Source organism: Halobacillus dabanensis (assembly GCF_900114165.1).
GTDB lineage: Bacteria > Bacillota > Bacilli > Bacillales > Halobacillaceae > Halobacillus > Halobacillus dabanensis.
Genome location: NZ_FOSB01000003.1, coordinates 52,999 through 76,423, shown reverse-complemented (window position 1 = coordinate 76,423; position 23,425 = coordinate 52,999). Strand labels below are relative to the sequence as shown.

Annotated in this window: 25 protein-coding genes; 5 read left to right on the top strand and 20 right to left on the bottom strand. The window is 39.9% G+C overall.

What is annotated here, in order from left to right:
* Nucleotides 1–30 precede the first annotated feature (30 nt).
* Nucleotides 31–1,032: an ATP-binding cassette domain-containing protein gene (locus tag BMZ58_RS20650; protein ID WP_083412574.1), complete on the bottom strand. Its 1,002-nt coding sequence runs from the start codon at nt 1,030–1,032 to the stop codon at nt 31–33.
* Between the two features lie 8 nt (nt 1,033–1,040).
* Complete coding sequence (locus BMZ58_RS20645) at nt 1,041–1,610, bottom strand: ATP-binding cassette domain-containing protein (RefSeq protein WP_083412573.1); 570 nt, start codon at nt 1,608–1,610, stop codon at nt 1,041–1,043.
* 377 nt (nt 1,611–1,987) lie between these two features.
* Between BMZ58_RS20645 and BMZ58_RS06290 the strand changes: the two genes are divergently transcribed.
* Nucleotides 1,988–2,611, top strand: coding sequence for a class I SAM-dependent methyltransferase (locus BMZ58_RS06290; RefSeq protein WP_075035710.1), 624 nt, complete (start codon nt 1,988–1,990; stop codon nt 2,609–2,611).
* An 8-nt stretch (nt 2,612–2,619) separates the two neighbouring features.
* Here BMZ58_RS06290 and BMZ58_RS06285 read toward each other — a convergent pair whose 3' ends face one another.
* Together BMZ58_RS06285 and BMZ58_RS06280 are read right to left on the bottom strand one after the other, a co-directional pair.
* Nucleotides 2,620–2,802 carry a hypothetical protein gene (locus tag BMZ58_RS06285; protein ID WP_075035709.1) on the bottom strand — a complete coding sequence of 61 codons (183 nt, stop codon included), beginning with the start codon at nt 2,800–2,802 and terminating at the stop codon, nt 2,620–2,622.
* A 187-nt stretch (nt 2,803–2,989) separates the two neighbouring features.
* Entirely contained in the window at nt 2,990–3,748 is a 759-nt protein-coding gene (locus BMZ58_RS06280) for a (S)-benzoin forming benzil reductase (RefSeq protein ID WP_075035708.1), read from the bottom strand.
* Between the two features lie 137 nt (nt 3,749–3,885).
* Between BMZ58_RS06280 and BMZ58_RS06275 the strand changes: the two genes are divergently transcribed.
* Nucleotides 3,886–4,521 (top strand): YczE/YyaS/YitT family protein, encoded by a 636-nt coding sequence (locus BMZ58_RS06275; protein WP_075035707.1) that lies wholly within the window; start codon nt 3,886–3,888, stop codon nt 4,519–4,521.
* A 30-nt stretch (nt 4,522–4,551) separates the two neighbouring features.
* On the opposite strand, the gene BMZ58_RS06270 is transcribed toward BMZ58_RS06275, so the two are convergent.
* The 5 genes from BMZ58_RS06270 to BMZ58_RS06250 form a co-directional block, all read right to left on the bottom strand.
* A complete protein-coding gene (locus BMZ58_RS06270; RefSeq protein ID WP_075035706.1) occupies nt 4,552–4,989 on the bottom strand; it encodes a hypothetical protein in 438 nt (145 codons plus the stop codon).
* Nucleotides 4,990–5,149: 160 nt separating this feature from the next.
* Nucleotides 5,150–6,040 (bottom strand): D-amino-acid transaminase, encoded by an 891-nt coding sequence (gene dat, locus BMZ58_RS06265; RefSeq protein ID WP_075035705.1) that lies wholly within the window; start codon nt 6,038–6,040, stop codon nt 5,150–5,152.
* A 348-nt stretch (nt 6,041–6,388) separates the two neighbouring features.
* Entirely contained in the window at nt 6,389–6,919 is a 531-nt protein-coding gene (locus BMZ58_RS06260) for a hypothetical protein (protein ID WP_075035704.1), read from the bottom strand.
* Nucleotides 6,920–7,179: 260 nt separating this feature from the next.
* Nucleotides 7,180–8,589, bottom strand: a complete 1,410-nt coding sequence (locus tag BMZ58_RS06255; RefSeq protein WP_075035703.1) for a SpoVR family protein — start codon at nt 8,587–8,589, stop codon at nt 7,180–7,182.
* An 84-nt stretch (nt 8,590–8,673) separates the two neighbouring features.
* Nucleotides 8,674–9,171 (bottom strand): GNAT family N-acetyltransferase, encoded by a 498-nt coding sequence (locus BMZ58_RS06250; protein WP_075035702.1) that lies wholly within the window; start codon nt 9,169–9,171, stop codon nt 8,674–8,676.
* Between the two features lie 276 nt (nt 9,172–9,447).
* Here BMZ58_RS06250 and BMZ58_RS06245 point away from each other — a divergent pair, with 276 nt between their 5' ends.
* Nucleotides 9,448–10,161: a class I SAM-dependent methyltransferase gene (locus BMZ58_RS06245; RefSeq protein ID WP_075035701.1), complete on the top strand. Its 714-nt coding sequence runs from the start codon at nt 9,448–9,450 to the stop codon at nt 10,159–10,161.
* A gap of 22 nt (nt 10,162–10,183) precedes the next feature.
* On the opposite strand, the gene BMZ58_RS06240 is transcribed toward BMZ58_RS06245, so the two are convergent.
* Together BMZ58_RS06240 and BMZ58_RS06235 are read right to left on the bottom strand one after the other, a co-directional pair.
* Nucleotides 10,184–10,714 (bottom strand): YhcN/YlaJ family sporulation lipoprotein, encoded by a 531-nt coding sequence (locus BMZ58_RS06240; protein WP_075035700.1) that lies wholly within the window; start codon nt 10,712–10,714, stop codon nt 10,184–10,186.
* A 143-nt stretch (nt 10,715–10,857) separates the two neighbouring features.
* On the bottom strand, nt 10,858–11,322 hold the full coding sequence (locus tag BMZ58_RS06235; protein WP_075035699.1) for a hypothetical protein: 465 nt from the start codon (nt 11,320–11,322) through the stop codon (nt 10,858–10,860).
* A gap of 182 nt (nt 11,323–11,504) precedes the next feature.
* On the opposite strand from BMZ58_RS06235, the gene BMZ58_RS06230 reads away from it, so the two are divergent.
* Nucleotides 11,505–11,741: a YhdB family protein gene (locus BMZ58_RS06230; protein WP_075035698.1), complete on the top strand. Its 237-nt coding sequence runs from the start codon at nt 11,505–11,507 to the stop codon at nt 11,739–11,741.
* 53 nt (nt 11,742–11,794) lie between these two features.
* Here the strand turns inward: BMZ58_RS06230 and BMZ58_RS06225 are convergent, their stop codons facing one another.
* Together BMZ58_RS06225 and BMZ58_RS06220 are read right to left on the bottom strand one after the other, a co-directional pair.
* Complete coding sequence (locus BMZ58_RS06225; protein ID WP_075035697.1) at nt 11,795–12,520, bottom strand: SDR family oxidoreductase; 726 nt, start codon at nt 12,518–12,520, stop codon at nt 11,795–11,797.
* 146 nt (nt 12,521–12,666) lie between these two features.
* Entirely contained in the window at nt 12,667–13,155 is a 489-nt protein-coding gene (locus BMZ58_RS06220) for a hypothetical protein (RefSeq protein WP_075035696.1), read from the bottom strand.
* Nucleotides 13,156–13,494: 339 nt separating this feature from the next.
* Between BMZ58_RS06220 and BMZ58_RS06215 the strand changes: the two genes are divergently transcribed.
* Entirely contained in the window at nt 13,495–14,109 is a 615-nt protein-coding gene (locus tag BMZ58_RS06215; RefSeq protein ID WP_075035695.1) for a TetR/AcrR family transcriptional regulator, read from the top strand.
* 225 nt (nt 14,110–14,334) lie between these two features.
* Here BMZ58_RS06215 and BMZ58_RS06210 read toward each other — a convergent pair whose 3' ends face one another.
* The 7 genes from BMZ58_RS06210 to BMZ58_RS06180 form a co-directional block, all read right to left on the bottom strand.
* Complete coding sequence (locus tag BMZ58_RS06210) at nt 14,335–15,759, bottom strand: dihydrolipoyl dehydrogenase family protein (protein WP_075035694.1); 1,425 nt, start codon at nt 15,757–15,759, stop codon at nt 14,335–14,337.
* Between the two features lie 2 nt (nt 15,760–15,761).
* Complete coding sequence (locus tag BMZ58_RS06205) at nt 15,762–16,151, bottom strand: DUF1499 domain-containing protein (RefSeq protein WP_075035693.1); 390 nt, start codon at nt 16,149–16,151, stop codon at nt 15,762–15,764.
* Between the two features lie 177 nt (nt 16,152–16,328).
* Nucleotides 16,329–17,564 carry an anti-sigma factor domain-containing protein gene (locus tag BMZ58_RS06200; protein ID WP_075035692.1) on the bottom strand — a complete coding sequence of 412 codons (1,236 nt, stop codon included), beginning with the start codon at nt 17,562–17,564 and terminating at the stop codon, nt 16,329–16,331.
* Nucleotides 17,561–18,298: an RNA polymerase sigma factor SigI gene (gene sigI / locus BMZ58_RS06195; RefSeq protein ID WP_075035691.1), complete on the bottom strand. Its 738-nt coding sequence runs from the start codon at nt 18,296–18,298 to the stop codon at nt 17,561–17,563. Before sigI ends, BMZ58_RS06200 begins: the two co-directional genes overlap by 4 nt.
* A gap of 391 nt (nt 18,299–18,689) precedes the next feature.
* The gene (locus tag BMZ58_RS06190) at nt 18,690–19,523 is read right to left on the bottom strand and encodes a S1C family serine protease (RefSeq protein ID WP_075035690.1); all 834 of its coding nucleotides are present in this window, start codon (nt 19,521–19,523) and stop codon (nt 18,690–18,692) included.
* A 34-nt stretch (nt 19,524–19,557) separates the two neighbouring features.
* The gene (locus BMZ58_RS06185; RefSeq protein ID WP_075035689.1) at nt 19,558–21,588 is read right to left on the bottom strand and encodes an ABC transporter ATP-binding protein; all 2,031 of its coding nucleotides are present in this window, start codon (nt 21,586–21,588) and stop codon (nt 19,558–19,560) included.
* On the bottom strand, nt 21,585–23,333 hold the full coding sequence (locus BMZ58_RS06180; RefSeq protein WP_075035991.1) for an ABC transporter ATP-binding protein: 1,749 nt from the start codon (nt 23,331–23,333) through the stop codon (nt 21,585–21,587). The genes BMZ58_RS06185 and BMZ58_RS06180 overlap by 4 nt, the downstream gene beginning before the upstream one ends.
* Nucleotides 23,334–23,425: the final 92 nt, after the last annotated feature.

The following is a 23,425-nucleotide window of genomic DNA, read 5'->3' as shown; positions in this document are numbered from 1 at the left end:
ACAGCGACCTGAGCCAGGTCGCTGTTTTTCCTATCTTTCTTTCACAGCTTTCAACTTCTTCAAAGTATCCTGATATTCCTGCTCCAAGCTCTCCATATCCTCCTCCGGTCCGGGCAGACTTAATCGACTGACTAACTCGGTCAACCTCGTCTCAAGAGCCATTTGGTCATATACTTCGTCGGAAGCTGGTACTGCATTTTCAGAGTGCTCCTTCCATTCTTCCCATGTTCCATCAAACCTTTTCAACTCTTTCCCTTCAACCATCCAGAGGTGGTCAGCTGTTCTCTCCATGAATGTTCGGTCATGGGTCACAAATAGAATCGTGCCAGGATAATCGATGATCAGATGTTCCAACGCCTGAATTGCTTCAAGGTCCAAATGGTTTGTCGGCTCATCAAGTATTAAAACCGAGGCCCCGCTAGCCATCAGTCTCGCTAGAGAGAGCTTCACTTGCTCGCCGCCACTTAATTGACCCAGAGTTTTATTCATATCATCCGCAAAAAATTTCAACCGTGCTAATATAATGCGAATGGTCGATTCAGTAAGCAAACTTCCCTCCCTGGCATATTGATAAACTGTTTTCTCTAAAGGTAAGTCTTCAAGTGCCTGATGGAAATAACCGATTTCAGCCCCAGGAGTCAACCAGTCTTTCTGTTGTAAAAGATGTTGAATAAAAGTCGATTTTCCCGTCCCATTTTTTCCGATCAAAGCGGTTTTGGAACCATTTTTCATGAGGAGCACCGGCGTTTTGAACAATAGACTTTCTCCTATACTTACACTCGTTTTATCAATGGTCCCTATCGTCTTTTGGTGATGAGAATGCAGCTTGCCGAATTCCATTTTGACTTGGTCCCAATCGAATGGTTTATCCACTTTTTCCAAACGGTCCAATCGACGCTCCAGCGTTTTACTAACCCGCTCAACTTTCTTCTGGTGGGCAGCCGCTTTATTTTTCCCAAGCTGCCATTCTGAATTTCCCATCCGTTTGGGCGGCTTCCTCATCCCCTTCGATTGGGTCTGTTTCTGACGCACCCTATCTTCTATCCTCTTCTTCTCTTTGATATATTGTTCGTGTTTATCATATTCCTGTTTCCGCTCCAAATTTTTTGTTTTTCATAAAAATCGTAGTCCCCACTATATTCTTTAATCTTTCCCTGTTCTAGCTCCCATATCTTGTTACACGAGCGGTTCAACAGAGTACGATCATGAGAAACAATCAAATAAGCCCCCTCGAATTGTATCAGTCTTTCTTCTAATGATTCGATGTGAGACCAATCCAGGTTGTTCGTCGGCTCATCGAGAAAGAGAAGCGAATGCCCTTGACTAAACACACTCTCTAATTTCGATAATGTCTTTTCCCCTCCACTCAACCTATGCGAACCTGAATCTTCTTCATTCGTCTGTTTCATCCATCCATAAGTGGCATGCCACTCTACCTGGGGATCTTTATCCAGACAGCCGAACAAATAGTGAAGAAGGAGAGTCTTTCCTTGTCCATTCTTGCCGACAAGTCCGATACGCTCCCCTTCATGGATTCTCAGCTCATCAATATCTAATAGTGTTCGGGTACCAATTTCATACCTGATATTCATCGCTCTCATTTTTAACATAAAAAACCTCCTTGAACCGTTCCAAAGAGGAGTTGCGTCCGAACTATCACTTGGTAATACACCAGGACAAACGTCTAGGGGCAGCTCAAAGCAATAGTAATCCCGTTATTTAAAAAAGGGCAGACTAATCCAGTATCTGGAACGAGTGTTTTTGCGTATTTACATACTCGTTAGGTAACAGAATTAGTACTTCATTGCTTTAAACTTCAGTCCCTTCTCTTATGGTTACGTTTATTATATGATGAAATTGGTTGGGAATACAATAATTTTCAGAAAAATAAAATCGGAGTTACGAATACACGACGAAGATCCTTCTCTCAAAAATCATTCCTATGATGATGGAATTCTGATGCTCCATACCAATGAGGTGGTAAAAGATGATTTCACAAGAACTGAAACAAAAGTTATCGGAAGCTTACGATCAAGAGTCTATTAATCGCAATAAAGGTGAAACACAGAAATGGAAGGTTATTGAACGTCAGTCCTTTTTACAAACTCTCGCCCAGGAGCAAAAAAACTCCTTACTGGAAATTGGGGCAGGACCAGGTAAAGACAGTCTTTTTTTCGCACGACAGGGAATGAATGTCCAGGCAACAGATTTGTCTGAAGAAATGGTTAAAAGGTGTCAGGAGAAAGGCTTGAAAGCCCACGTGATGAGCTTCGATGATTTAATGTTTCCAGCGGAAAGTTTCCATGCCATCTGGGCACTCAACTGCCTTCTTCATGTACCAAAAAAAGACCTTCCCCACATATTAACGGAAATCAAAAGAACTCTTAAACCAGACGGGCTCTTTTATATGGGAGTTTATGGTGGAATCGATCAAGAGGGGGTTTGGGAAGAAGACTTCCATGAACCGAAACGATTCTTCTCTTTCTTTAAAGATGCAGACTTAGAAAAATTATTGCAGAATTACTTTAGAGTGGAAAGGTTTAATAAAATACCAATGCCCCGTAACGACAGTGGGCCAATACATTTCCAGGGGGTTATATTGCGGAATTAGGAGGGAAATCATTCCCCTCCTCCATCACTGCCACCATCTGATTGGTCAAAATGATGATAACCAGGCTGCCATGCTGATTTGTCTTCTTTATTAGATGCAATCGTCCGACTGCTTGCCGATTGTCCTACGAAGCGAAAGAACAATACCAGAAATACAAGAACAAAGAAGACCCCTAAAATTGTCGCAACCATTTTTCCACCCCTTTACTATTCATACGATGGTACTTAAAATAGTTTCAATTATTTTCCATTCAACTACTTGCAAGTAAAAAGAGCTACCATTAAATTATTTACGCATTAATCAAAAGTGTATGCAACATTAAAACTTGTTCTCAGTAAAAACCGGAGTGCAGGATCGTTTCCCCACACTCCGGTTTCGTTAATCTTCCACTAAGTCATACAACTTATAAACCTTCCCGTTCTCAATCTTTTTCGGTTCTCTTAAAAGATTCATCAGCACACTGGCAACTTCATCGGGGCTTCTTAATTCCCCTTCTTCTTTCAGTTTCCTGAACTTATCAACATTAGCAAACGAATCTTCCGACGATGAGCGAATTTCTCCTTGCATGTCTGTGTCCATTACACCAGGACTATAGGCGAAGATAGTGTGACCTTTTTCTTCCTGCTCCAAGGCTAGCGTTTCTGTAAAACGGTTAATGGCTGCTTTAGAGCTACTATATGTACTCCAGCCATGGATTGTTTTTTCTGCTGCCCCAGACGTAATATTAATGATACCGAGATCGATATCACGGTCGTTCGCTTCTTTAATACAACGGTTGATCATGAGGATTGGTGCTGTCACATTCACTTGCATATGCTTCTGAACAGTTTCCGGTTCTAAATCGCCAACCGTATCAATGGGTTCGATGACTCCAGCATTATTGACCAGATATACATAATGGGTGTCCTCATGGAAGGCAATCTCAGAAATTCGATGTAAGCCTTCATTAAGGTCATCCATGTCACTTAGATCACAGCTGATGTGATGAAACTCCCTTCCTTGTTCCTTAGCTAATGATTCTAGTTTCTGATTTCCACGACGTGAAACAGCAATAACGTTTATATTCTGCAAAATGTATTGGCGGGCAATCGCTTCACCTAAGCCTCTGGAAGCTCCTGTTACAATTGCATACTGCATAATTACCTTCCTCCTTAATCCATTCAGTTTTAGTTAATTCCCCCACAACCATAAATTAAAACTCCCCTAACTTTACATCGTTATACCCAAACGATATGATTAACAAAGCACATGTACATGTCTAAAGGAGTCTACTTATGAAGTATTTGTTTCTATTCCTCATCTATATAACTGGACTCGTGGTCTCTAGTCTGGGGCTTGCGTTAATCATTAAATCTGGTTTGGGAGTCGGTCCAGGCGATAGCATAGCTGTCGGTCTCTCCATGCATTTTCCTGTGACGGTCGGGAGTGTAATGATCGTTGCTTTTATCATTCTTCTTCTCGTCAATGCTAAACTTGAAAGCAAACGTCCACAGTTTGAGTCGTTGATTCCAATCCTCATCCGCGGTCGTACTTTAGATATTTTTCTATATGGCATGCTTGAAAATATGAATTATGAAGCTTGGTGGGCCCAATGGGGGATTTTTACCCTTGGCTTATTCGCCACAGCTGTCGGAATCTCCATATACTTGCGCACACCATTCCCTCGTATACCACTAGACCATTTCATGATGATTATGAACGAAAAAACGAATCAATCCAAAAGTAGGGTTCGGATTTTTTCGGAATCCGGAATGGCTCTCATTGGCTTTTTATTAGGGGCACCAGTTGGGTTTGGTACATTGATTGTAGCAATATTACTGGGACCACTGATTCAATGGTCTTTCCAATGGGCACGACCGATCGCCAGAATGTGGTCCGAACCTAAAGAGAATACGAGACAAAAAGCGTGATCACTAAGATCACGCTTTTCTCATGCTTTTCTAATCATTGAATGAAAGTCTAGTTACGCCACCCTCTTCGAGTTTACGTCCTATTTCCTCTTCTATACTCAACCGTCTCTCCATTTGCTCTTCGGTCATTTGTCCTTCGATCGGTCCATACAGTTCTGTCATTTCTTTTTCTGTTAGCTTCTCCACAAGCTTATCCCAAAAACTGAACTCATCATATTCCTCCACATATGTGTCAAGTAATTGCGATTCATAATCCACATCGAGATCGTGAACATCAATTTGTTCCTGGTAGGAAATCCGATCTTGGAGGCCTGCTTCTTTATATTTAGATAAAACAAGTTCTCGTACATCTTCAACCTTTTCGTCTAATTCCATTTTTGTGGAGTTAACCATCCACGATCCAAGGAAGACCATTTCTATGAGAGTCTGGTATTGTTCCTTCGTCATCTCAATCTTAACATTAGACAAGATCACCGCCTCCTTTCTTTTCCCTTGCATTATAGCATAACAACTCATCACCTAATTATCCTGTTGTTCCAATCACCAAATTTTGGTGTACCAGGTCATACAAATAATTCCATTTTATAACCATTTAAAAACCGGTAGATTTATATCCACCGGTTATTGTTCACTCTGCTGCTGCTTGACTGGAAAAAATAGATTCTTCAACCGATATGTTCGCATCTTCTTCATAACATTTCTGTATTTTTCTTGTTAATGGTCCTGGCTTTCCGTCCCCTATAACCTGACCATCCACTTTTAATATCGGCATGACTTCTGAAGTACTACTGGATAAGAAAAGTTCATCAGCAGACGAAAGATCTTCTACCCGGAAAGGATCCTCTATAAATTCAATATTTTCTTTGTCGCAGAATGCTTCCACACGCATACGGACACATCCATGTAAAATATTCTTTTTAGCTGGGTGTGTGTAAACCTTTCCGTTGCGTACATAATAAACATTCGAAGAGCTACATTCCGTTACTTCTCCATTCTTATGAAGGATCGCTTCATAACTTCCTTTTTCTTTAGCTTCTTGTTTAGCAAGCACATTAGGTAACAAGTTCAAGCTTTTGATGTAGCACCAATCCCAGCGAACATCGTCATGGGTAATAGCTGTCACCCCGTCACGCATGAAGCTGGTCGGCCTAGGCAGATCTTTCACATACGCATAAAGGTTCGCTTTTGTCTCATTAGGAAATGCATGATCCCTTGGAGCAGACCCTCTTGTGATCTGTAAGTACACTTTTGCATCTTCATCCACCGCATTTTTCTTTAAAAGTTCTTCTAGACGCTCATAAATGACTTCTTTTTTGTATGGAACATTAATTTTTATAGCAGCTGCTGATCGATATAGTCGTTCCACGTGTTCATCAATCAAATAGTACTTTCCTTTATATACGCGAATGACTTCATATATGCCATCTCCAAATTGGAGTCCGCGCTCTTCAAAAGGATATTTCAGTGAATCCTGGTCTACAAAACCATCCTCTGTCAAAATATGGTTGTGAATCGTCATCATTATGCCTCCTCAGATCAACTTCAGGTTTTAACGATTAGTTTACCAGAAAAAAGCTCTCCTATGGTGCCTCAACTGAAAAACTTTAAATTTTATACCCTTTTACCTAATAACAATCCTAACATTCTTAACCCTTTAATAACGAGTAGGAAGGATTGGAGCTTCAAAGAGTCGGATGTGTTTTCACAGAATGTTCATTTTGACCTCACAATATTATCATTTTCTAAACAGAAAAAAAGCCTAGACAACAGTCTACGCTTTCCATACAGAAAACGCAGCTCTTCAGCTTCCTCATTGAGCGGCGCTCCTTTCTTCAATATTGATATTATTCGTCCATTAGAGTTTTTTTCATTCCACATCGACCGTTGTTTCTATCCACGCATGATTATGAGGGGTTTCTTCGCCCTCTACAATTGGATAAAACGATAATTCGATAGATTCCAAATCTTGGTCATAGTGAAAATCATCGAACTGTATATAACGAAAAGTGGTGAATGTCCCTTCGACAGTCCCCTTTGTATGACCATTATAAGTAGTTCCGTTTGAATCAACAGCTTTCACTAAAAACTCGATATGGCCATCCTCCTGTTTCCAGTTTCCATCTTTGTTTTTCATAGTCTTGTTCCTATCCCCATACCACATTCCGAAAAAGAGCCCTTTGGCATTATTCTTACTATAAAGTTTCGTCAAATGGATACCCGAATCATCAATTGGTTGTGAAGAGCCGGTCAACTCTTGAGGGTGTTGTTTCGGTTCTTCTATCAACGGATAAGCCTGGTGATTCTTCAAAGCATTCACTTGCCGGTTATCCAAATAAAAAAACACCACAGCAATCAGAACAGCAATTAAACCAACAATAGCTATACGCACCTTTTTCACTATCTCACCTCATTCTAAAAAAAGAAATATTACCATTATTATATCAATTTCATATGTATGACTTTGTCATAATTCGGTATACTTTTTGTCGATTGTTCAGAACTAAAAGTTTTTTTATGCAGGTACTCTAATAACCGCATTCTTATATATCACTGCCTGAACCTAAAATTTCTCTGTCGAATTCTCTATTAACCGGACTTTATATTTAAATTTCATCAGACAATAAAAAAACTGCCTTATTAAAAAAGGCAGTTTTGGAATCATAAATACTTCTTCTGTACTTTCTTCCCACCATAACTGAAAACCACATCACGACCTTCCACCTTTGTTTCCAAGTGTACATTTCGCCCCCAAAGCTGGTAAATATATGGCAATGTCTTTTCCAGATATCCGACATCCAACTCAACATCTTCATAATGATGTTTCAAATATAGCTCTCCGCTCCTGACATAGTCGCCATCTTGAACAGTAATATATGGAAACCCACCATTCACACGCATTGTCACAAGCTGATCGCGAACCGCTTCATGATCTTTATCTGTTATTTTGTATTTTTGCCCTTGCTTCTGGAAAAGGTATAAATCTTCTCGACGAGCCAATTCCTTTGTCAAATAGTTGCGAATAAAACTTTGGTCTGATTCGATTTCACGAACCTCAAACATTTTCTCACGTCCTGACCCAGGCTCAATCCCATGCTTGATCATCTCCTCGGTTGGATGATCATACCTTTCTTCTATATCTTCAAATATTTTCACCCCTAAATAATATGGGTTTAATTGCGTTTTACTTGGTTGCACGACACTTGCATTCAATTTTGCAAACTCGATGGATTCATCACTAGTTAAATCCATCTCTCTTAGTATACGGGCATGCCAGTAGGAAGCCCATCCTTCATTCATGATTTTCGTTTCAAGCTGAGGCCAGAAGTAAAGCATCTCTTCACGCATCATTGTCAATATATCGCGTTGCCAGTCATCCAGTTCGCTACTATATTGCTCAATAAAGAGCATCAAATCTTTTTCTGGTCTAGGAGGGAACTTTTTCCGCTTCCTGAACACCGGGCGTTCTTCTGATGATGATTCGTCCATTTTCCAAAGGTCATCATATTCCGTGTGTTTCCGCTTATCTTCGCTCTCTTCTTCATCCAGTGACCAGGCAAGCTTTGGCCTGACAAGGGAAGGATCGATGTGTTCCTGAATAGCCAGCACAGCATCAAGTAAGGACTCCACCTCTTGTTTTCCATAAATCTTTTCGTAAGCAGCAACACGTTCTGCCGTCGCAGCCATACTTTCTACCATGTCCCGCTTCGTGTTCTGAAACCGGGCATTATTTTTGAAAAAGTCACAGTGTGCTAATACATGAGCAACAATCAGCTTGTTCTGAATCAAACTATTCGAGTTAAGTAAAAAGGCGTAACAAGGGTTAGAATTGATAACAAGTTCATAAATTTTGCTCAAACCAAGATCGTATTGCAACTTCATCTTGTAGTATTGCTTACCGAAACTCCAGTGTGAAAAGCGTGTCGGCATCCCGTACGCTCCGAATGTATAGATAATATCGTCAGGACAGACTTCATAACGCATCGGGTAAAAATCAAGCCCGAAACCTTTAGCGATTTCTGTGATTTCTCTGATCGCATATTCAAGCTTCTTTTGGTCATCTGGTCTCAAAGATGCCCCCTCCTTCGATTTCGCTTATCTTACTATATGAGCGTAACCCAGTGAACATGAAGATTCGGGACATCTTCTCACCGTCTATACTAGAATTTTTGCCATCATATACTCATCAACAGGCGTCCCGCGGACAACCAGGGAGTTTCGTTTTACTCCTTCTTTCTCAAATCCCATCCGCTCGTAAAATCGAATGGCGCGTTCATTGTGGACCATAACTGTAAGTTCAAGCCTTGTGATTCCAACTTCCAAAGCCCATTTGAAAAGATGATTGAACAGCTTTGTGGCCATCCCTGTCCCCTTTTTCTTCTGAAGGACGCCAGTAATAACATTACCTACATGACCATTACGAGGCGCGCCCCCTCCCAATACCGTAACGTGACCAAGTATCTCTTCCTCTTCTTCTGATAGGAAAATAATAGACGTCTCCGCTTGCTCCAACTTTTCTAGCAATTCTTCTACTTGCTCCACAGACCACTTTCTTTCTCCTTTACCGAATAATAAGTAATCGGTTTCCGCCTCCAACGACTGTATAAGCGTGCGGTAGGCAGGTGCATCATTTACATTTGCTGCTCTGATCATTTCCTCTCCCCCTTCCCATTAATATTAGCAAAGTTTTAAAAGATAAAATTCACGCGCAAGGATATTTTTGTTCCGAAAATTAATTTTTTGCAGTGGGAAATAAATATAGAAGCTACCATTGAGATTGTAATTGTTAAAGCGGGATTTCCTCAACATGAATTCTTGAACAAGGAAATTTCCACAAGGATAAGGAAACAGTTTTCTGTAAAAGCATTTATTAGAGGAGGATTTAAATATAAAATAAATATTGATCTCACTATAAGAAGGGGAATGTATATGATAGAAGAAGTAAAGCAAGCATACAATCGTCTGTCTACCCACTATGAATTTGAAGTTGATACTAAGCCTTATAATGCATATTTAGAAAGACCAGCAATGATTGAACAACTTCCATCGTTGAAAGGAAAGAAGGTCCTTGATGCGGGATGTGCCGCCGGATGGTATTCCGCCTACATAGCGGGAGAAGGCGCAGAAGTTACTGCAGTGGACTTGAGTGAAGCAATGATCAAAGCAACCATTAGACGGACCAAAAATTTCAATGTGAAAGCTTTTGCACATGATCTCACCTCACCGTTACCTTTCGAAAATGAATCCTTCGATTTGATTGTGAGTTCCTTAACGCTTCATTATATAAAGGATTGGTCTAAAGTTTTCGATGAATTTGCACGGGTATTAAAACCAGAGGGTTCACTCCTTTTTTCCACCCATCACCCATTCATGGACTACATAAATTTTCCTGACAACAATTATTATGAAAAACAAAAACTTTATGACGAATGGGATGTGAATGGTGAGAAAGTACCAATGAGCTTCTACCGACGTCCTTTAGGAGAAATTATTGAAACTGTTACCGATCGCTTCAGACTTATTCAACTAATCGAACCAACGCCTACAGAGGATTTCAAACGTGTCCACCCTAAAGGTTATGAGAAAGTAGCAGTAAAGCCAAATTTCCTGGTTATTAAATCAAAGAAACCAGGCACCTTATAATCGGAGCCTGGTTTCTTATACTTTATGAGCGTTGATCAGGAAAAATTCTGTCGACCATTTCTCCGAACTCACGGAAAAACCCTTCAACAGGTTCCCCATTTCTTGAATTCTCGACATAATTATTCGTCAGATCAACGAAATCAGGGTTTGTGGAAATGTAAACATTGTTGATATCCTGGTCAGATGCTTTGACTGCTTTCTTGATCTGTTGTTCCATTTCATCGGAAACTTCGTTCTTATCGCCTTGTGGATTATCGAGTTCTGCTGCAACATAAGCGTTATCTCGAGTTTTCAAGACATAGACATTATCGACGCCTTCCACATTCTTTTCGATACGGTTAGCTGCATCTTTAGCAACGTGGTAATTGGTATTGTGTACCATACCTCGGTCATTGTCGTAATTATTAGCATTTTGGCCTTCGTCAGCTGTACGCTGGAAATTTGTATTTTCTACGCCATTGTAATTGCCATCGTCTCCCGCTTCTTGTTCCGCCTGACATGCAACTAGAGAACTGGCTGCTAAAAGACCGATCGCGAATGCTTTAATCTTCATGATATTCACCCTCCTTCCATGCTTAGTTGTAGTATGTGTGGAAGAAGAGCAAATATGCGATTGTAAAAACAGGTAAAGAATCTTAGCAGATAAGCCTTCACCCATAAAAAACCTCAAGCCATAAAAGCCTGAGGTTGAAACAATTATATAAATGGTATACTCCACCATATATGTATAAAGATTAAATAAACGAAAAAAATACCGTTGATGAATAAAAGGAAAACAGGGAGTAATTTAAAATAGCCCTCTATTCTCCTATAACTGATCCTCAAGAAAATAAAACCTGTAATTAATAATAAATAAAGACCGATAAACCAAATCCATGAATAATTGGTTGTTTCATCAAAACCTAATTCAAATCCAATTGCATATAATATCCAAGGAACCAAGAAGCACAAATTGGCAATAGGTAAATAACGTTGAGTACTTTTTATGTAAAAAAGAGAAACAATCGCACTAATCAGTGTTATGCTTCCGACAATTTCACTGATGAGAATCATCACATCCTGGGTTGCATCTGCTTCCGCTGTCACAAAGCTTAAAAACAGAAACAAACCAAATGTGATAACCATCCCCATGTTCCCATATATGAGTTGTCTTTCTGTCATCACGGAATCTCCCTTCATTTGAAGCAAAACTTTTCCATACTATCATAACAAATTTCCAAATGTTTGCGGAAGAAATAAGCAAAAATGTGTCGAACCTGCCAGAACTGTGACGAACTCTCTGATTGAGTTATCGTTCCACCGGAGATAATAAGACCACTCCTTTTATAAAGGAAGTGTCAGTAATGAATCACTATGATTATGATAAAGCCCTGCATTTCATGATATGGGGGCAGTGGGATGATTTACTCGTCCTTATGGTACGCACAAGAGACGAATTTTTATCGAAAAAAATCGAGACATTTCTCCACTCTTGTTACTATCCAAGTAAGCAAAGTGAAATGCTGGAATCCCATGAAGCTCTTTTGAGCTATATTGATCATGCACAGGCTACTACTGTAGAACCCAGTTTTTCCATATAAAAAACCACCCCAGTTTCTCCTCATGAGGATAGCTGGGGTGGTTTTAATTTTTGTTACATTCTTGGGTAGTCTTGAATTAGAGGATGCATATGCATCTCATCAATCACCATGTGTTTGGGCGCTAATGCCATATATACGACCGCCTCAGCGATATCATGTACTTTCAACCAATCCTTCTTTTCAGGGTCTCCTTGAGTTCCGTTTGCGAAATAAGTATCCACCATTCCAGGATTAACAGTTCCCGCACGAATTCCATCTTTCCTAACTTCCTGAGCAAGCGACCCCATGAATCCTTGAACCGCATATTTTGTCGATGTATAGAGGGCACCCCCCTCTGGGATCGTATAACGGGAAACATCCGAAGCAACAGTGATGATAGTACCGAATTTTTGGCTTTTCATTATTGGAAGAACGGCTTTTGTTGCCAGGAAGACACCCTGGACATTAACATCATATGTCCGACGCCATTCCTCAACGGTTACATCTTCAATTGATTTGAATGCACCTATCCCCGCATTGTTAACTAAGATATCCACTTTTCCATAAGCAGTTTTTGTCGCTTCTACAACATGGTCCATCTCATTCTCATCACTTACATCTGCCGTAAAGGAGAGAACCTGGTCAAACCCTTGATCTTGGAGATCTTCTTTCGTGTTATGGATGTCTTCGGAACTCCCGATTATGGAAAGATGGGCTCCCTTTTCTGCTAATTGTAATGCAATTTCTTTCCCGATTCCACGGGAAGCACCTGTAATGATTGCTACCTGACCTTTTAGCAAAACAAACACCTCTTATATCATTATTTCTTTTACTGGACTTAAATTGCGTTGGAGTTGGATAAATCCAATTCTTTCAAGTATTCCCATTTCATCCTACTATATTACAGGATGATCGGTTATTTATCATCTTTCTAAACGATCATTTTTCACTCAAGGTTGTTCTTTTCAATATCGTGGATGACTCTCAAAATATAGTTCGAAAAATCATCATCATACCAAGTAGCCGAATCCTTGAACATTTCTCTCGCTAAAGAACATCCTGTAAAGAAATGATAAATGAAATCACTCCACGCCTTCCAGTCATTTTTGTCATTTTTATTTTTATAGATCTGTTTATGGTAAAAGTCAAAGATGATGTCAAAAAAGTTTATGTAATAATAAATGAAAGCTTCTTTCTTCCCTTTTTTTAAAGGGGTTTTCTCAATGTGTTTAGCAATAGGGTGGTCATCATAAATACTCCATAAATCAGGATCTTCTATATACATGTGGTCGATTTCCAACAAGAGTTTATTATGCTCCAGCCTTGCTGCATTACGGATAGTAATTCTGTTATACCGATAAGTAATGACAGCAACCATCCCTGAAATAAGTAAAGAGGTAATAGATAAAATCAATGTAATCGTACTTGTAGCCAAATTTCCATCTCCTTGAATTTTATTAATGACGCCCCTTTTCATAATAAACACTTTAATAAAAAACTATCTTCGAGAAGTGCCTGTTGGTATTTCGGCTAAGAAAGAAGTCCCGCTAAACCTCCTTAATCTAATTACTATCTCGGAATGGAATCTAAAGGAGACCTGTTCATTAAGAGATGCACTATATTCCATAATCCATTTAAAATAGCCAAGTAAATAATAAACCTTAGTTCCACTCAACTGTCATTATATCGTTCATGTTTCGAATAATGAAATGAAATCTATGAATTGAATCGTTTCATAATCCTGTGTATGATAAGTTTAGAAGAGGTGTAGCTTATGAATGGTTTTGAAAGACGAAAAGAGCGAAAAAAGCAAAATATCCTGAACGCCTCATTACAACTATTCTCTCAATACGGAGTGCAAAAGGTTAGCATTCAGGAAATAGCCCAAAAAGCCCAAGTTTCTCAAGTTACCATCTACAATTACTTTGGTGGTAAAGATGAACTCTTATTTGAAACGGTGAAAAGGTTCATTTATGAAAGACTAGAGCGTTTTCAAGGTATTGTTCATGATGAGGAAATGGATTTTAAAGATAAAATCACTTCTGTCATCAAAGATAAAAAGGAGAGCCTTCTACACTTGGACCCAGGCTTCCTGCAAACAGTCATGGCCGACCAGCCTGACCTTCGTAATCTAATTCAATCGTTTACAGAACAAGATGCCGTTCCTCTCCTTATAGAGTTGGTTGAACAAGGGAAGCAACAAGGTTATGTGCATCCTGATATCTCTTTCCGGTCAATAATGTTTTATATCGAAATGTTTTACCATGCCATGAGTTCCAAGCCCAACTTCTTTGAGGACTCTATTGCGGAGCTGAGTGAAGAGATTACGCACATGTTCTTCTATGGACTAATGGGAAATAAAGAAGAACGTCTTCATAAGAAAGAATGAAGAGGATCAGAGTCGCACACGGAAATTGGCCATTCACGCAATGCCCCTGCAGACAGGACTAACAGGGCGGAACATTAAATAGGAGGTTTTACATCCATTGATGTTCTGTTTCTCAAGTATGAACCTGAGCGAAGGAGCAGGAAAACCCGTTTCCCTGGGCTCTTAAGCCATTATTGTCTCTGATTAGAGTTTGAAAAAATTGCTCCTTCATTGAATATCAAAGGTTCAGCGCCATTTTCTGACGTACCAACGAATAACTTCATTCCACTTACTGCCAAAAAGCTTCTCCCTCCAATATAGATCAGCAGTCTGGGAGACGACGTTGTTCTTAGCAGGATAAGGGTGAATCACGCTTGAAATAGAGGGAAACTTTTTATTCAGAGCCTGAACAGTTCCTATCTCTTGCATCCATTCCCCAGCTCCATCACCAATAGCATGGGCACCCACTATTTTCCCTCGCCTTGTTGTAAGTACTTTGACCAGGCCTTCTTTCTTCCGCTCAGCCATAAAACGATCATTATCCTTTAACAGTGTTTTAAATGTCATCAAATACTCTCCATATTTTTTTCGGGCTTCTTTTTCAGTCAAGCCTAAATGGTAAATCTCTGGGTCTGTATAGACGATCCAAGGTATCTTTTTATAGGAAACTTTTCTTGCTAGACCTAGGACTGCATTAGATACAGCAATTTTCCCTTCCATACCCGCAACATGAGTAAAAGGCATCGATCCATTACAATCCCCGACCGCGTAAATATGTTTGCGGCTAGTCCTAAGGGATTCATCAACCTTAATGAATCCTTCATCATCTGTCTTCACCCCAATTTTATCTAATTCAAGATTTTCTATATTCGGTTTTCTTCCTGTCGCAACTAGAAGTTGATCCGTATGGATTTCGTTTTGGACGCCGTCTTTTGTATAAAGGATATGTATTCCTTTCCCATCACGACGAACACGTTCCGCCTTGGCGTTGGTTAAAATATGCAGTTGCTCTGATAATGAACGTTCTGCGATTTGAACAATTTCATCATCCTCCTTCGACAAAATATGTTCATTTCCCTCAATCATAGTAACATCCACACCCAGTCGACTCATCGCTTGTGATAACTCTACACCGATGACACCGCCACCAATAACTGCGAGCGATTCAGGTTTATTATGCAAGGCAAAAATGGACTCATTTGTTAAATAACCTACATTGTCCATCCCATCTATGTGCGGAACAAAGGGAGAAGAGCCTGTTGCAATAACGAAACGCTTAGCTGTAATCGTTTCAGCCCCCACACGAATCGTGTGTTCATCCTCAAAAACTGCCTCTGCTTCATATAGGTCAATCCCAAGGTTTATGAATCGGTCTTTAGAATCATGGTCCTGGACCTCTTGCACAGCTTCCTTGACTCGCGTCATAGCGCCTTCAAATAACGCGTTATACTCTACCTTCTTGATATCCATGTACTTTGAAGCTTCTTGGACTTCTTTTGCTGCTTGTATCAATGCTTTAGAAGGCATACATCCATAGTGGAGACAGTCTCCCCCAAGTTGTTTTTTTCTTTCTACAAGAGCGACCTTTGCACCGAAGCTTGCCGCTCCGGCTGCAACAGTCAGACCGCCTGACCCGCCCCCAATGACGACTAATTGATAATCGAATCCCAAGGTTAGTCCCCCTTCATTGATTCGTAATGTTCTGTAAATTCTTTCATCCGCTTTTTATTCACCCCAAAATCTGAGTAGCCTACCCTCGATGCGGACCGAAAATGAACTGTTCTTGTGTCCTCATCAAAATAAAACTCCACATCGTCCTTGAATTTTATCCATTTCGTTCGGACGATACAATGAAGGTAATTCTCTGACTCAGTTACTACTGTTGTACGCTCCATCTGATTAAGCACTTCTTTGACCAGTTGCTTTGTCGTTTCTAAATCCTTTGCAAAGTCTAAGGGGCTCATTTTTTTGTCCGTTTGATTTGTTTGAGTGCTAACACAATTGGGAGTTTGTGGACAACCTGACAGTCTTCCGTTTTTCACTCCTAGATATGATCGGTTCATCGTTTTATCCTCCTTTTCTACACATTACCTCTATATTCCCTTTAAATACAAGTACAAAGGCGTAAGTGACCTATACATGCACAACTCAGGGAAGATGAATTTTTTACTTCCCCTTTCCAGTCATTTGTTCTTAAGTAATGACTTTCATATTTCCCATGTACAACAAAAAAACACTCCTTATTCTTTGGAGTGTTTTCCACGTGGAGGATCTTCTTTTTTGTCAGGTGGGTTTCCTTTACCAGGATTACTTTTTTTATGTTTAGTTTTATCCCCATGCTTAGGTTCTTTTTCAGAGCCTTTATCCTTACTCTTCCCCTTTGAAGAACCTTTATTTGAAGGTTTTTTATGTTCATCTTTCTTTTTAGCTTTATCTTTCGTTTTAGCTTTATCTTTCGTTTTAGCTTTATCTTTCGTTTTATGATGCTCATTTTCAACGTCATCTTTTTTGGGACGATTATGCTCTTTCTTTTGTTGTTGGCCTTTCTCTTTCCCAGTGGTGTCTTTCTCTTTTTTCTTCTGTATACCTGGTGCCTTATCTTTTCCATGGGTAGATTCATGAACCTTTGCTGGTACATGGTATTTCAAATGATTATCTTCCTTCAGGCCTGGGGACGCTGGGACAGCTGGTTCTTTAATGGATATATCAGGTGATTCCTGTTCTTTTTCCGTTGAATCTTCTTTATAAAATGATTGAATGATTTCTTTATCCTCATCTTCTACGGTGACAGGTACCTCTGGTTCTTTCTTAGTGTCCGCATCTTCCCCAATTCGATCAGCTACCATTTGATTAACAGAAACTTTTTGTTCATGGGCTTGTTTCCGTAATTCGGCTGGGACTAAAAATGTAGCAATAGAAATATCCGTTGAGTTTTCATTCAAAAAGCTCTCAAACTCCCTAGTATAGTTTTGATTGAAATCATCTTTTAAATAGCTGATGCCAATCAAAACTTGATGACTTGCATTCACGAACCCTTCTTCTTCGCTAATCTCAATTAAATCGAACGTAACCTCAGAAGCATCTTTTCTCTTCCAATGTTTTAAAGAGGCTACTATTTCTTCTGCTTCCCTATTCTGTGGGATTATATCTATCACTTGCATTTTTTCATTGAGTTCAAGCTCCACACTAGGATTAATATCAATATTCATGTATGCATACGCCTGGTTGTTACCAATCCAGGAAAAAACAGGAAAGGTCATCATTAGAAATGCAATGGCAACTATAGCGACTTTAGTATGATTATTACGCAACCCTCGGGTCCAAAGATGCAGGACTTTATTCTCTTCAGCTGTTTTAAAATGAACTTCCATTCCTATTTCAGCTTGTTCCATTTTTTCAGCACGATGGAATTTCCCGTCACTCGTCATGACGACCATATATTCCTTCTGCTGTTCCATGACAATACCTTTTTTCACATACCCACCCCTTTCAGATAATCCTTAAGATATACGTAATCCCCGTTCAGGATGAGAACTAATGCAATGATGAATTTCCGGTTTCTTTCCAATGTTTTCTTACTAACATCAACGTGATCGATCAAATCCTTAATCGGTAAACGGCCTTTTTCAATTACTTGGTCGCGAAGAGTCTCATCTTTATAAACAAGTCTCGCCACCTCAACAGCCGATTCACGCGCATCCCGGTGTTTAGGGGAGGCTTCGATCAGTTCATCGAAAGAAAGCTTATATTTCTTTAGCTGGGCTTGGAATTCCATGATTTCTTCCTTCCGATGCCAAGCTTCGGTTTCCAGTTGGTACCGCTCCTTGGCAGCAGAGACTTCTAATGGATTTTCCATCTGCTCTTCATCATGGAAGTCTTCATCAAGCGAATTGACCTGCACACGTTTTTGTTCATTTCGGATGTGATCAATCACTTTCCGTTTGATGACAAGCCTTGCAAACGAAAGAAACGAGCTCCCTTTGTCACAGGAATAAGATTGGATCGCTTCATTGAAAGCTAATAAGCCGATACTGAATTCATCATCTTTTATAGGGTCAATATATCTTTTACATACTTCAGAAACACTTTTGGCGATGAAAGGTTGATACTGTTTAAGCATTTCGTTTCTTGCTTCCTCATCTCCTTGCTTGGCTGAAGCTACTTGCTCATCCAAGGAGATGTCAGCTTTTTGAAAAAGACGTTTGATCAACCTTTATCACCTCCAGCCTATTATTGTCTTCGTTAATGGCATATTTTTTTTGGGTGTCTTTTTAAGAATTATTTCATTTATGTTACAAGATTGTATCAACCAATATTTCTGAAGTAATTAACTTTTGGGTCAGGTAAAAAGGTATTGCACGTAACCATGACCATTTTACTGAACATAACCTTGTGGGTCTACGACATCGGGGTTACATTTTATTAAGTAATCATTTCAAAAAATAAGCACTAAGACCCTTCCGTCCTCAACATATTTCCACAGGTTTCGTCAGACACCCCTGAATAAGCATAAATACCTACCAAGGGAGTTATATGGAAAATAGAATAAAAAGGAGAGGAGTATGAAAATCATACTCCTCTCTCTTTGAGTGGAAATTTTATTAATCGGAGCTTTCGAGATTCTTCTGCTGGTAGTAATAATCGATGGGAACAGCGAGCCCTACGCGGCCTTCCGTGTCATCATGCATCGTTGCAAAGACGACACCGATAACCTCTCCCTCATCATTTATAACCGGGCTACCTGAATTTCCTCGATAGATCGGCGCATCTAACATCATTACAGGTTGCTCCCAATCAGATAATTGTTTATATCCAATAACATTTCCCTGGTTTGCAATCCCTGTAAAACGTAAAGGGTTACCAATGAAATAAACATGATCCCCTTTCTCAAATGCCGTCTGATCGGATAGATTTAAATGGGGTAGATCCTTTCCATCTACATCAAGAATCGCCAAGTCGACATTCGGATAGGATGCAACGACTTCCGCGTTGAAAAGTCCATCTTCCGGAAAGCCGACAGAGATTCGTTTTTCTCCTTCAATGACATGGTGGTTGGTTAATATCTGTCCATCTTCCGTAAAGGCAAAACCCGTCCCTTTACTTGCTCCTGCTTCAACAACCACTACTGATTGCTTATAGGTGCTAACCTGCTCATCTGTAGAGAGTTTTGCGGAAGTCATTAGGAAGTCGATGGCCGGGATTGAGAATGTATTCGGTAGAACAGCAACAATGTTTGTTACCATCATAATGGCAATTAGCCAAAACAACCACTTTGGGAAAGGACGCTTAGTCTTCTCTTCCTCCTCCTCTACCTTTTGCCGCGCATATGCTTTTCGCTTTTCTTCTTGTACTAGTTCATACAGTTCTTCCTCATCAATTTCTTCATACAGATCATCATCTATTATATCGTTTTTTTCGTTGTTGCGATCATTCATGGAACCTGCCTCCATTACGAGCAGTTTAGGAACCTTATACGGCTTTGATACTTGCCGCCCCTTGTTGCATCTGATACATGCGATAATACTCTCCCTTTTGATCTATCAGCTTTTGGTGCGTCCCTTGTTCCATTATTGTACCATGATTCAATACAAAAATTTGATCAGCTTTCTGAATGGTAGATAGACGATGGGCTATAACCAAGGTCGTTCTCCCTTCTTTTAATACGTCAAGTGCTTCCTGGATGAGTTCCTCTGTTTCTGTATCGATATTGGCTGTTGCTTCATCAAGTATTAAAACTGCAGGGTCAAAAGCCAGTGCTCTCGCAAAGGAAATAAGCTGTCTTTCTCCCATAGATAAAGAGTCCCCTTTTTCCTTGACTGGTTCCTCATATTTCTTCGGCAACTTTTCAATAAAACGATCTGCCCCCACAGCTTTTAATGCGTTTATCGCCATTTCCCGGGAAATATTTTCATCATTCATGGTTACATTCGACAAAATAGTTCCTGTAAACATGAATGGACCTTGCAATACGATTCCCATATGACTACGTAACTGCTGCCTTGACCATTCTTTTGTGGACGTTTCATTTATAAAAATTTTGCCCTTCTGCGGGTCGTAAAAACGGAACAGCAGATTCATAATTGAACTCTTGCCTGAACCCGTATGGCCCACAAATGCTGCTGTTTCTCCTGCTTTCACTTCAAAAGTAATATCTTTCAAAATGTCATTTCCTTCTTCATAAGCAAAACTGACATGATCGAATTTTATATTCCCTTCATACCGATCTATTTGAGTATCCTCCATGTGTTCTTCTTGTTCATCTAGTATTTCAAAAACCCGACTGGATGCAACCCGAGCCTCCTCTAGTTGTGGAAGTTGATTAACAAGATCTGTAACAGGCTGAAAGAGTCTGTTTAAATAATCGACAAACGCATACAAAACACCGACTGTTACGATGCTTCCCGGTCCTATTGAGCCTGCACCGAAATACCAAATAAAAGCAACAAAGGCTATATTTCTTAACACATTGACCAGGTTAAAAGAAGTTAAAGCACTTAGTCGAACGAGCTTCTTTTGATAAGTGAAGTGCTTGTCATTCAATTTCTCAAAGCCTGCTGAAGTTTCCTTTTGTTGACGGAACGCCTGGATAATCGACATTCCCTGAATAGCTTCATTTATATTGCCATTCAAATCACTCACGGCTGTTCTTACGACTTTGTTATATTTACCAGCAAATTTCTTATAAAGACTCATCCAAATCAGGATGATAGGGACCAACCCTAAACTCATTAAAGCAAGCTTTACGTCTAGAAGAAATAAAGCTATATAAATACCGGTCATATAAAAGAAGCTTGTAACGAACGTCGCTAATACTTTTACATAAAGTTCCCGGATCGCTTCTGTATCATTGGTAACTCGAGCGACCACTTTGCCTGCTGGCTGATTGACGAAAAATTGGATAGGTAACTTTTGTAGATGTGCGAAAAGGTCATCTCTCATTTTCCTAATGATTCTATTTGAAGACTGTTGCAATAAAAATGTATGAGCGAACTGGAAACCAGCTGCAATAAGCAAAAGGAATACATAGAGAGTTAACAACCGATATATACCAGTTACCTCAGGTCTGAAAAAATGATATAAGTGAGGAATGGTCATCTGATCTGCTACAACACTATATGTTTTTTCAGGAGTTTCTAAGATCAGAGCCCCCTCTTCCAGCTTCCGTGACCCTGTAAGGGGGATTTCTTCATCAATAAAATAGTAACTGCGTTCTATTTGCAAAATGGTTGCAGTAGAAACGATTTCATCGGTTTCTTCTATCCTGTCTGACCGTTTGTATAGTTTACCCTCATAGGAAACTGTTTGATCATCATTGTTCTCTTGCACTTGGTACCATTGGTTTTCGATTCCGATAATGTGCTGATCAATCAACCTTTTAGCAATGAATGGTCCGGTCAATTCAAGAGCAACTGCGATTACTAAGCAAACAAGTCCTATAAAAATTTGTTTACGAAATATCCATGCATACTGAAACAGCTTCTGTTCCGTTGATGTTTTCATCGTCCCAACTCCCCACTTTCTAGTTGCTGACGTTGATACTGTTGTTGATACCATCCACCACTATGAACTAGTTCATCATGCGTCCCCTCTTCCATAATCTTGCCATCCTCCAGCACGAGAATATGGTCAGCATGAGTAACCGCGGAAAGACGGTGTGCGGTGATGAACGTCGTCTTCCCTCTTCTTTCTTTTCTTAAGTGTTTAAGAATTTGCGCTTCCGTCCTCCCATCTACCGCAGACATTGCATCATCTAATAGCAAAATCTCGGGATTCATAATAAATGCACGAGCGATGGAAACTCTCTGCTTTTGTCCCCCGGAAAGGGAAACACCGCTTTCCCCAACCATAGTATCCAATCCTTTCGGCAGGTTCTTGATATCTTCCGTGAAATGAGCAAGCTCTAATACTCGGAAAATTTCTTCATCGGTTGCCCCTGGTTTACCGAACTGAATGTTTTCTCTTACAGTCTTAGAGAAAAGGACCTGTGTTTGAGGAACATATCCAATCCACGACCTAGTCTGGTCCAGATGGAGTTGTTCCAAAGGTATTCCATTGATTTCAATACTCCCTTTATGCTTCGGATATTCCCGGAGTAATTGACGAAAAATAGTTGTCTTACCAGCTCCTGTTTTCCCGACAATCCCAATGGTCTGCCCCCGCACCACTTTCAATCGAAGTTCTGACAAGCTACATGTTTCAGATCCGGGATATTGAAAGGTCACATTATCAAAAACAATCATATCTGGTTTAGTAAGGCTCTGCGGTGCAGACGGGCTCTTTATATCAGGGGCATAATCTAAAGTATTGTTAACCCTGTCTAAAGAGGCGTTCCCCCTCTGTAGAACATTGATCAATTCGCCTACAGCAAACATCGGCCAAATCAACATCCCAAGGTAAACATTGAACGAAACCATTTCTCCCAGTGTAATGCTATTTTGGAACACAAGATTCGCTCCATAACCTATTCCGATGGTATAAGATAGACCAACTAATATTTTTATCGTAGGTTCAAATAAAGCGTCAATTTTAGCTACTTGAATATTTTTATCATAAACGTCTTCTGTCATTTTTCGGAATAACTTCTCATCATTCTTTTCTTGAACGAATGCTCGTATAACTCGTACCCCCCGAACAGATTCCAACACTTGGTTGTTCATCTCACCAAAAACTTCCTGGGCTTCTGTGAAACGTTCGTGGATGACTTTACCATACCGATTCATGACGATAGCCATAATTGGTAACGGAATGAGAGCGGCGATCGTCAATGGCCAACTGATCGAATAGCCCATGACAACGATAATGAGCATCATGAAAACCGTCGAGTCTACAAGGGTCAGGATGCCGAACCCAGCCGTCATCGTCAAAGCTTTCAAATCATTTGTCGCTCTAGCCATTAAATCACCCGTACGGTTTTTTCCGAAAAAAGTAGGGGTCATGCGTAAAAAGTGGTTCATGAGACGAGATCTCATCGTCTTTTCCATCATCATTGCGCCACTGAATAAAGTGTAATCCCACAAATAAGAAATGGAATAACTTGCAATAATAATCCCGACGTAAATCAATAAAAGTTCTGTAAGCCTATCGACCGTCAATGTATTGAATTGAATCTCATCAATTGCCATCCCTACAAGTTTTGGAGGAATCAAATCAATCATACTGACGATTATCAAGGCGATAATTGCAAAAGAATACCGCTTCCAGTATTTTTTAAAAAACCAACGAAGTTTAAATAAAACACTAAACATCACCGACCACCCTCTCCTCTATTTCTCTTTGCTAACCACTTTCTTTCCAATCATCGTCCCACGTTTTGCTCTTCACCAATTTCATCATCCTA

What these genes read in the sequence shown, in the direction of transcription:
- BMZ58_RS06180 (WP_075035991.1), bottom strand. Translation starts at nt 23,333, where the DNA reads ATGTTTAGTGTTTTATTTAAACTTCGTTGGTTTTTTAAAAAATACTGG.
- BMZ58_RS06250 (WP_075035702.1), bottom strand. Translation starts at nt 9,171, where the DNA reads ATGATCAGAGCAGCAAATGTAAATGATGCACCTGCCTACCGCACGCTT.
- BMZ58_RS06235 (WP_075035699.1), bottom strand. Translation starts at nt 11,322, where the DNA reads ATGACAGAAAGACAACTCATATATGGGAACATGGGGATGGTTATCACA.
- BMZ58_RS20645 (WP_083412573.1), bottom strand. Translation starts at nt 1,610, where the DNA reads ATGTTAAAAATGAGAGCGATGAATATCAGGTATGAAATTGGTACCCGA.
- BMZ58_RS06190 (WP_075035690.1), bottom strand. Translation starts at nt 19,523, where the DNA reads ATGAATGATCGCAACAACGAAAAAAACGATATAATAGATGATGATCTG.
- BMZ58_RS06215 (WP_075035695.1), top strand. Translation starts at nt 13,495, where the DNA reads ATGAATGGTTTTGAAAGACGAAAAGAGCGAAAAAAGCAAAATATCCTG.
- BMZ58_RS06275 (WP_075035707.1), top strand. Translation starts at nt 3,886, where the DNA reads ATGAAGTATTTGTTTCTATTCCTCATCTATATAACTGGACTCGTGGTC.
- BMZ58_RS06185 (WP_075035689.1), bottom strand. Translation starts at nt 21,588, where the DNA reads ATGAAAACATCAACGGAACAGAAGCTGTTTCAGTATGCATGGATATTT.
- BMZ58_RS06230 (WP_075035698.1), top strand. Translation starts at nt 11,505, where the DNA reads ATGAATCACTATGATTATGATAAAGCCCTGCATTTCATGATATGGGGG.
- BMZ58_RS06285 (WP_075035709.1), bottom strand. Translation starts at nt 2,802, where the DNA reads ATGGTTGCGACAATTTTAGGGGTCTTCTTTGTTCTTGTATTTCTGGTA.
- BMZ58_RS06245 (WP_075035701.1), top strand. Translation starts at nt 9,448, where the DNA reads ATGATAGAAGAAGTAAAGCAAGCATACAATCGTCTGTCTACCCACTAT.
- BMZ58_RS06290 (WP_075035710.1), top strand. Translation starts at nt 1,988, where the DNA reads ATGATTTCACAAGAACTGAAACAAAAGTTATCGGAAGCTTACGATCAA.
- dat (WP_075035705.1), bottom strand. Translation starts at nt 6,040, where the DNA reads ATGACGATTCACAACCATATTTTGACAGAGGATGGTTTTGTAGACCAG.
- BMZ58_RS06205 (WP_075035693.1), bottom strand. Translation starts at nt 16,151, where the DNA reads ATGAACCGATCATATCTAGGAGTGAAAAACGGAAGACTGTCAGGTTGT.
- BMZ58_RS06240 (WP_075035700.1), bottom strand. Translation starts at nt 10,714, where the DNA reads ATGAAGATTAAAGCATTCGCGATCGGTCTTTTAGCAGCCAGTTCTCTA.
- BMZ58_RS06280 (WP_075035708.1), bottom strand. Translation starts at nt 3,748, where the DNA reads ATGCAGTATGCAATTGTAACAGGAGCTTCCAGAGGCTTAGGTGAAGCG.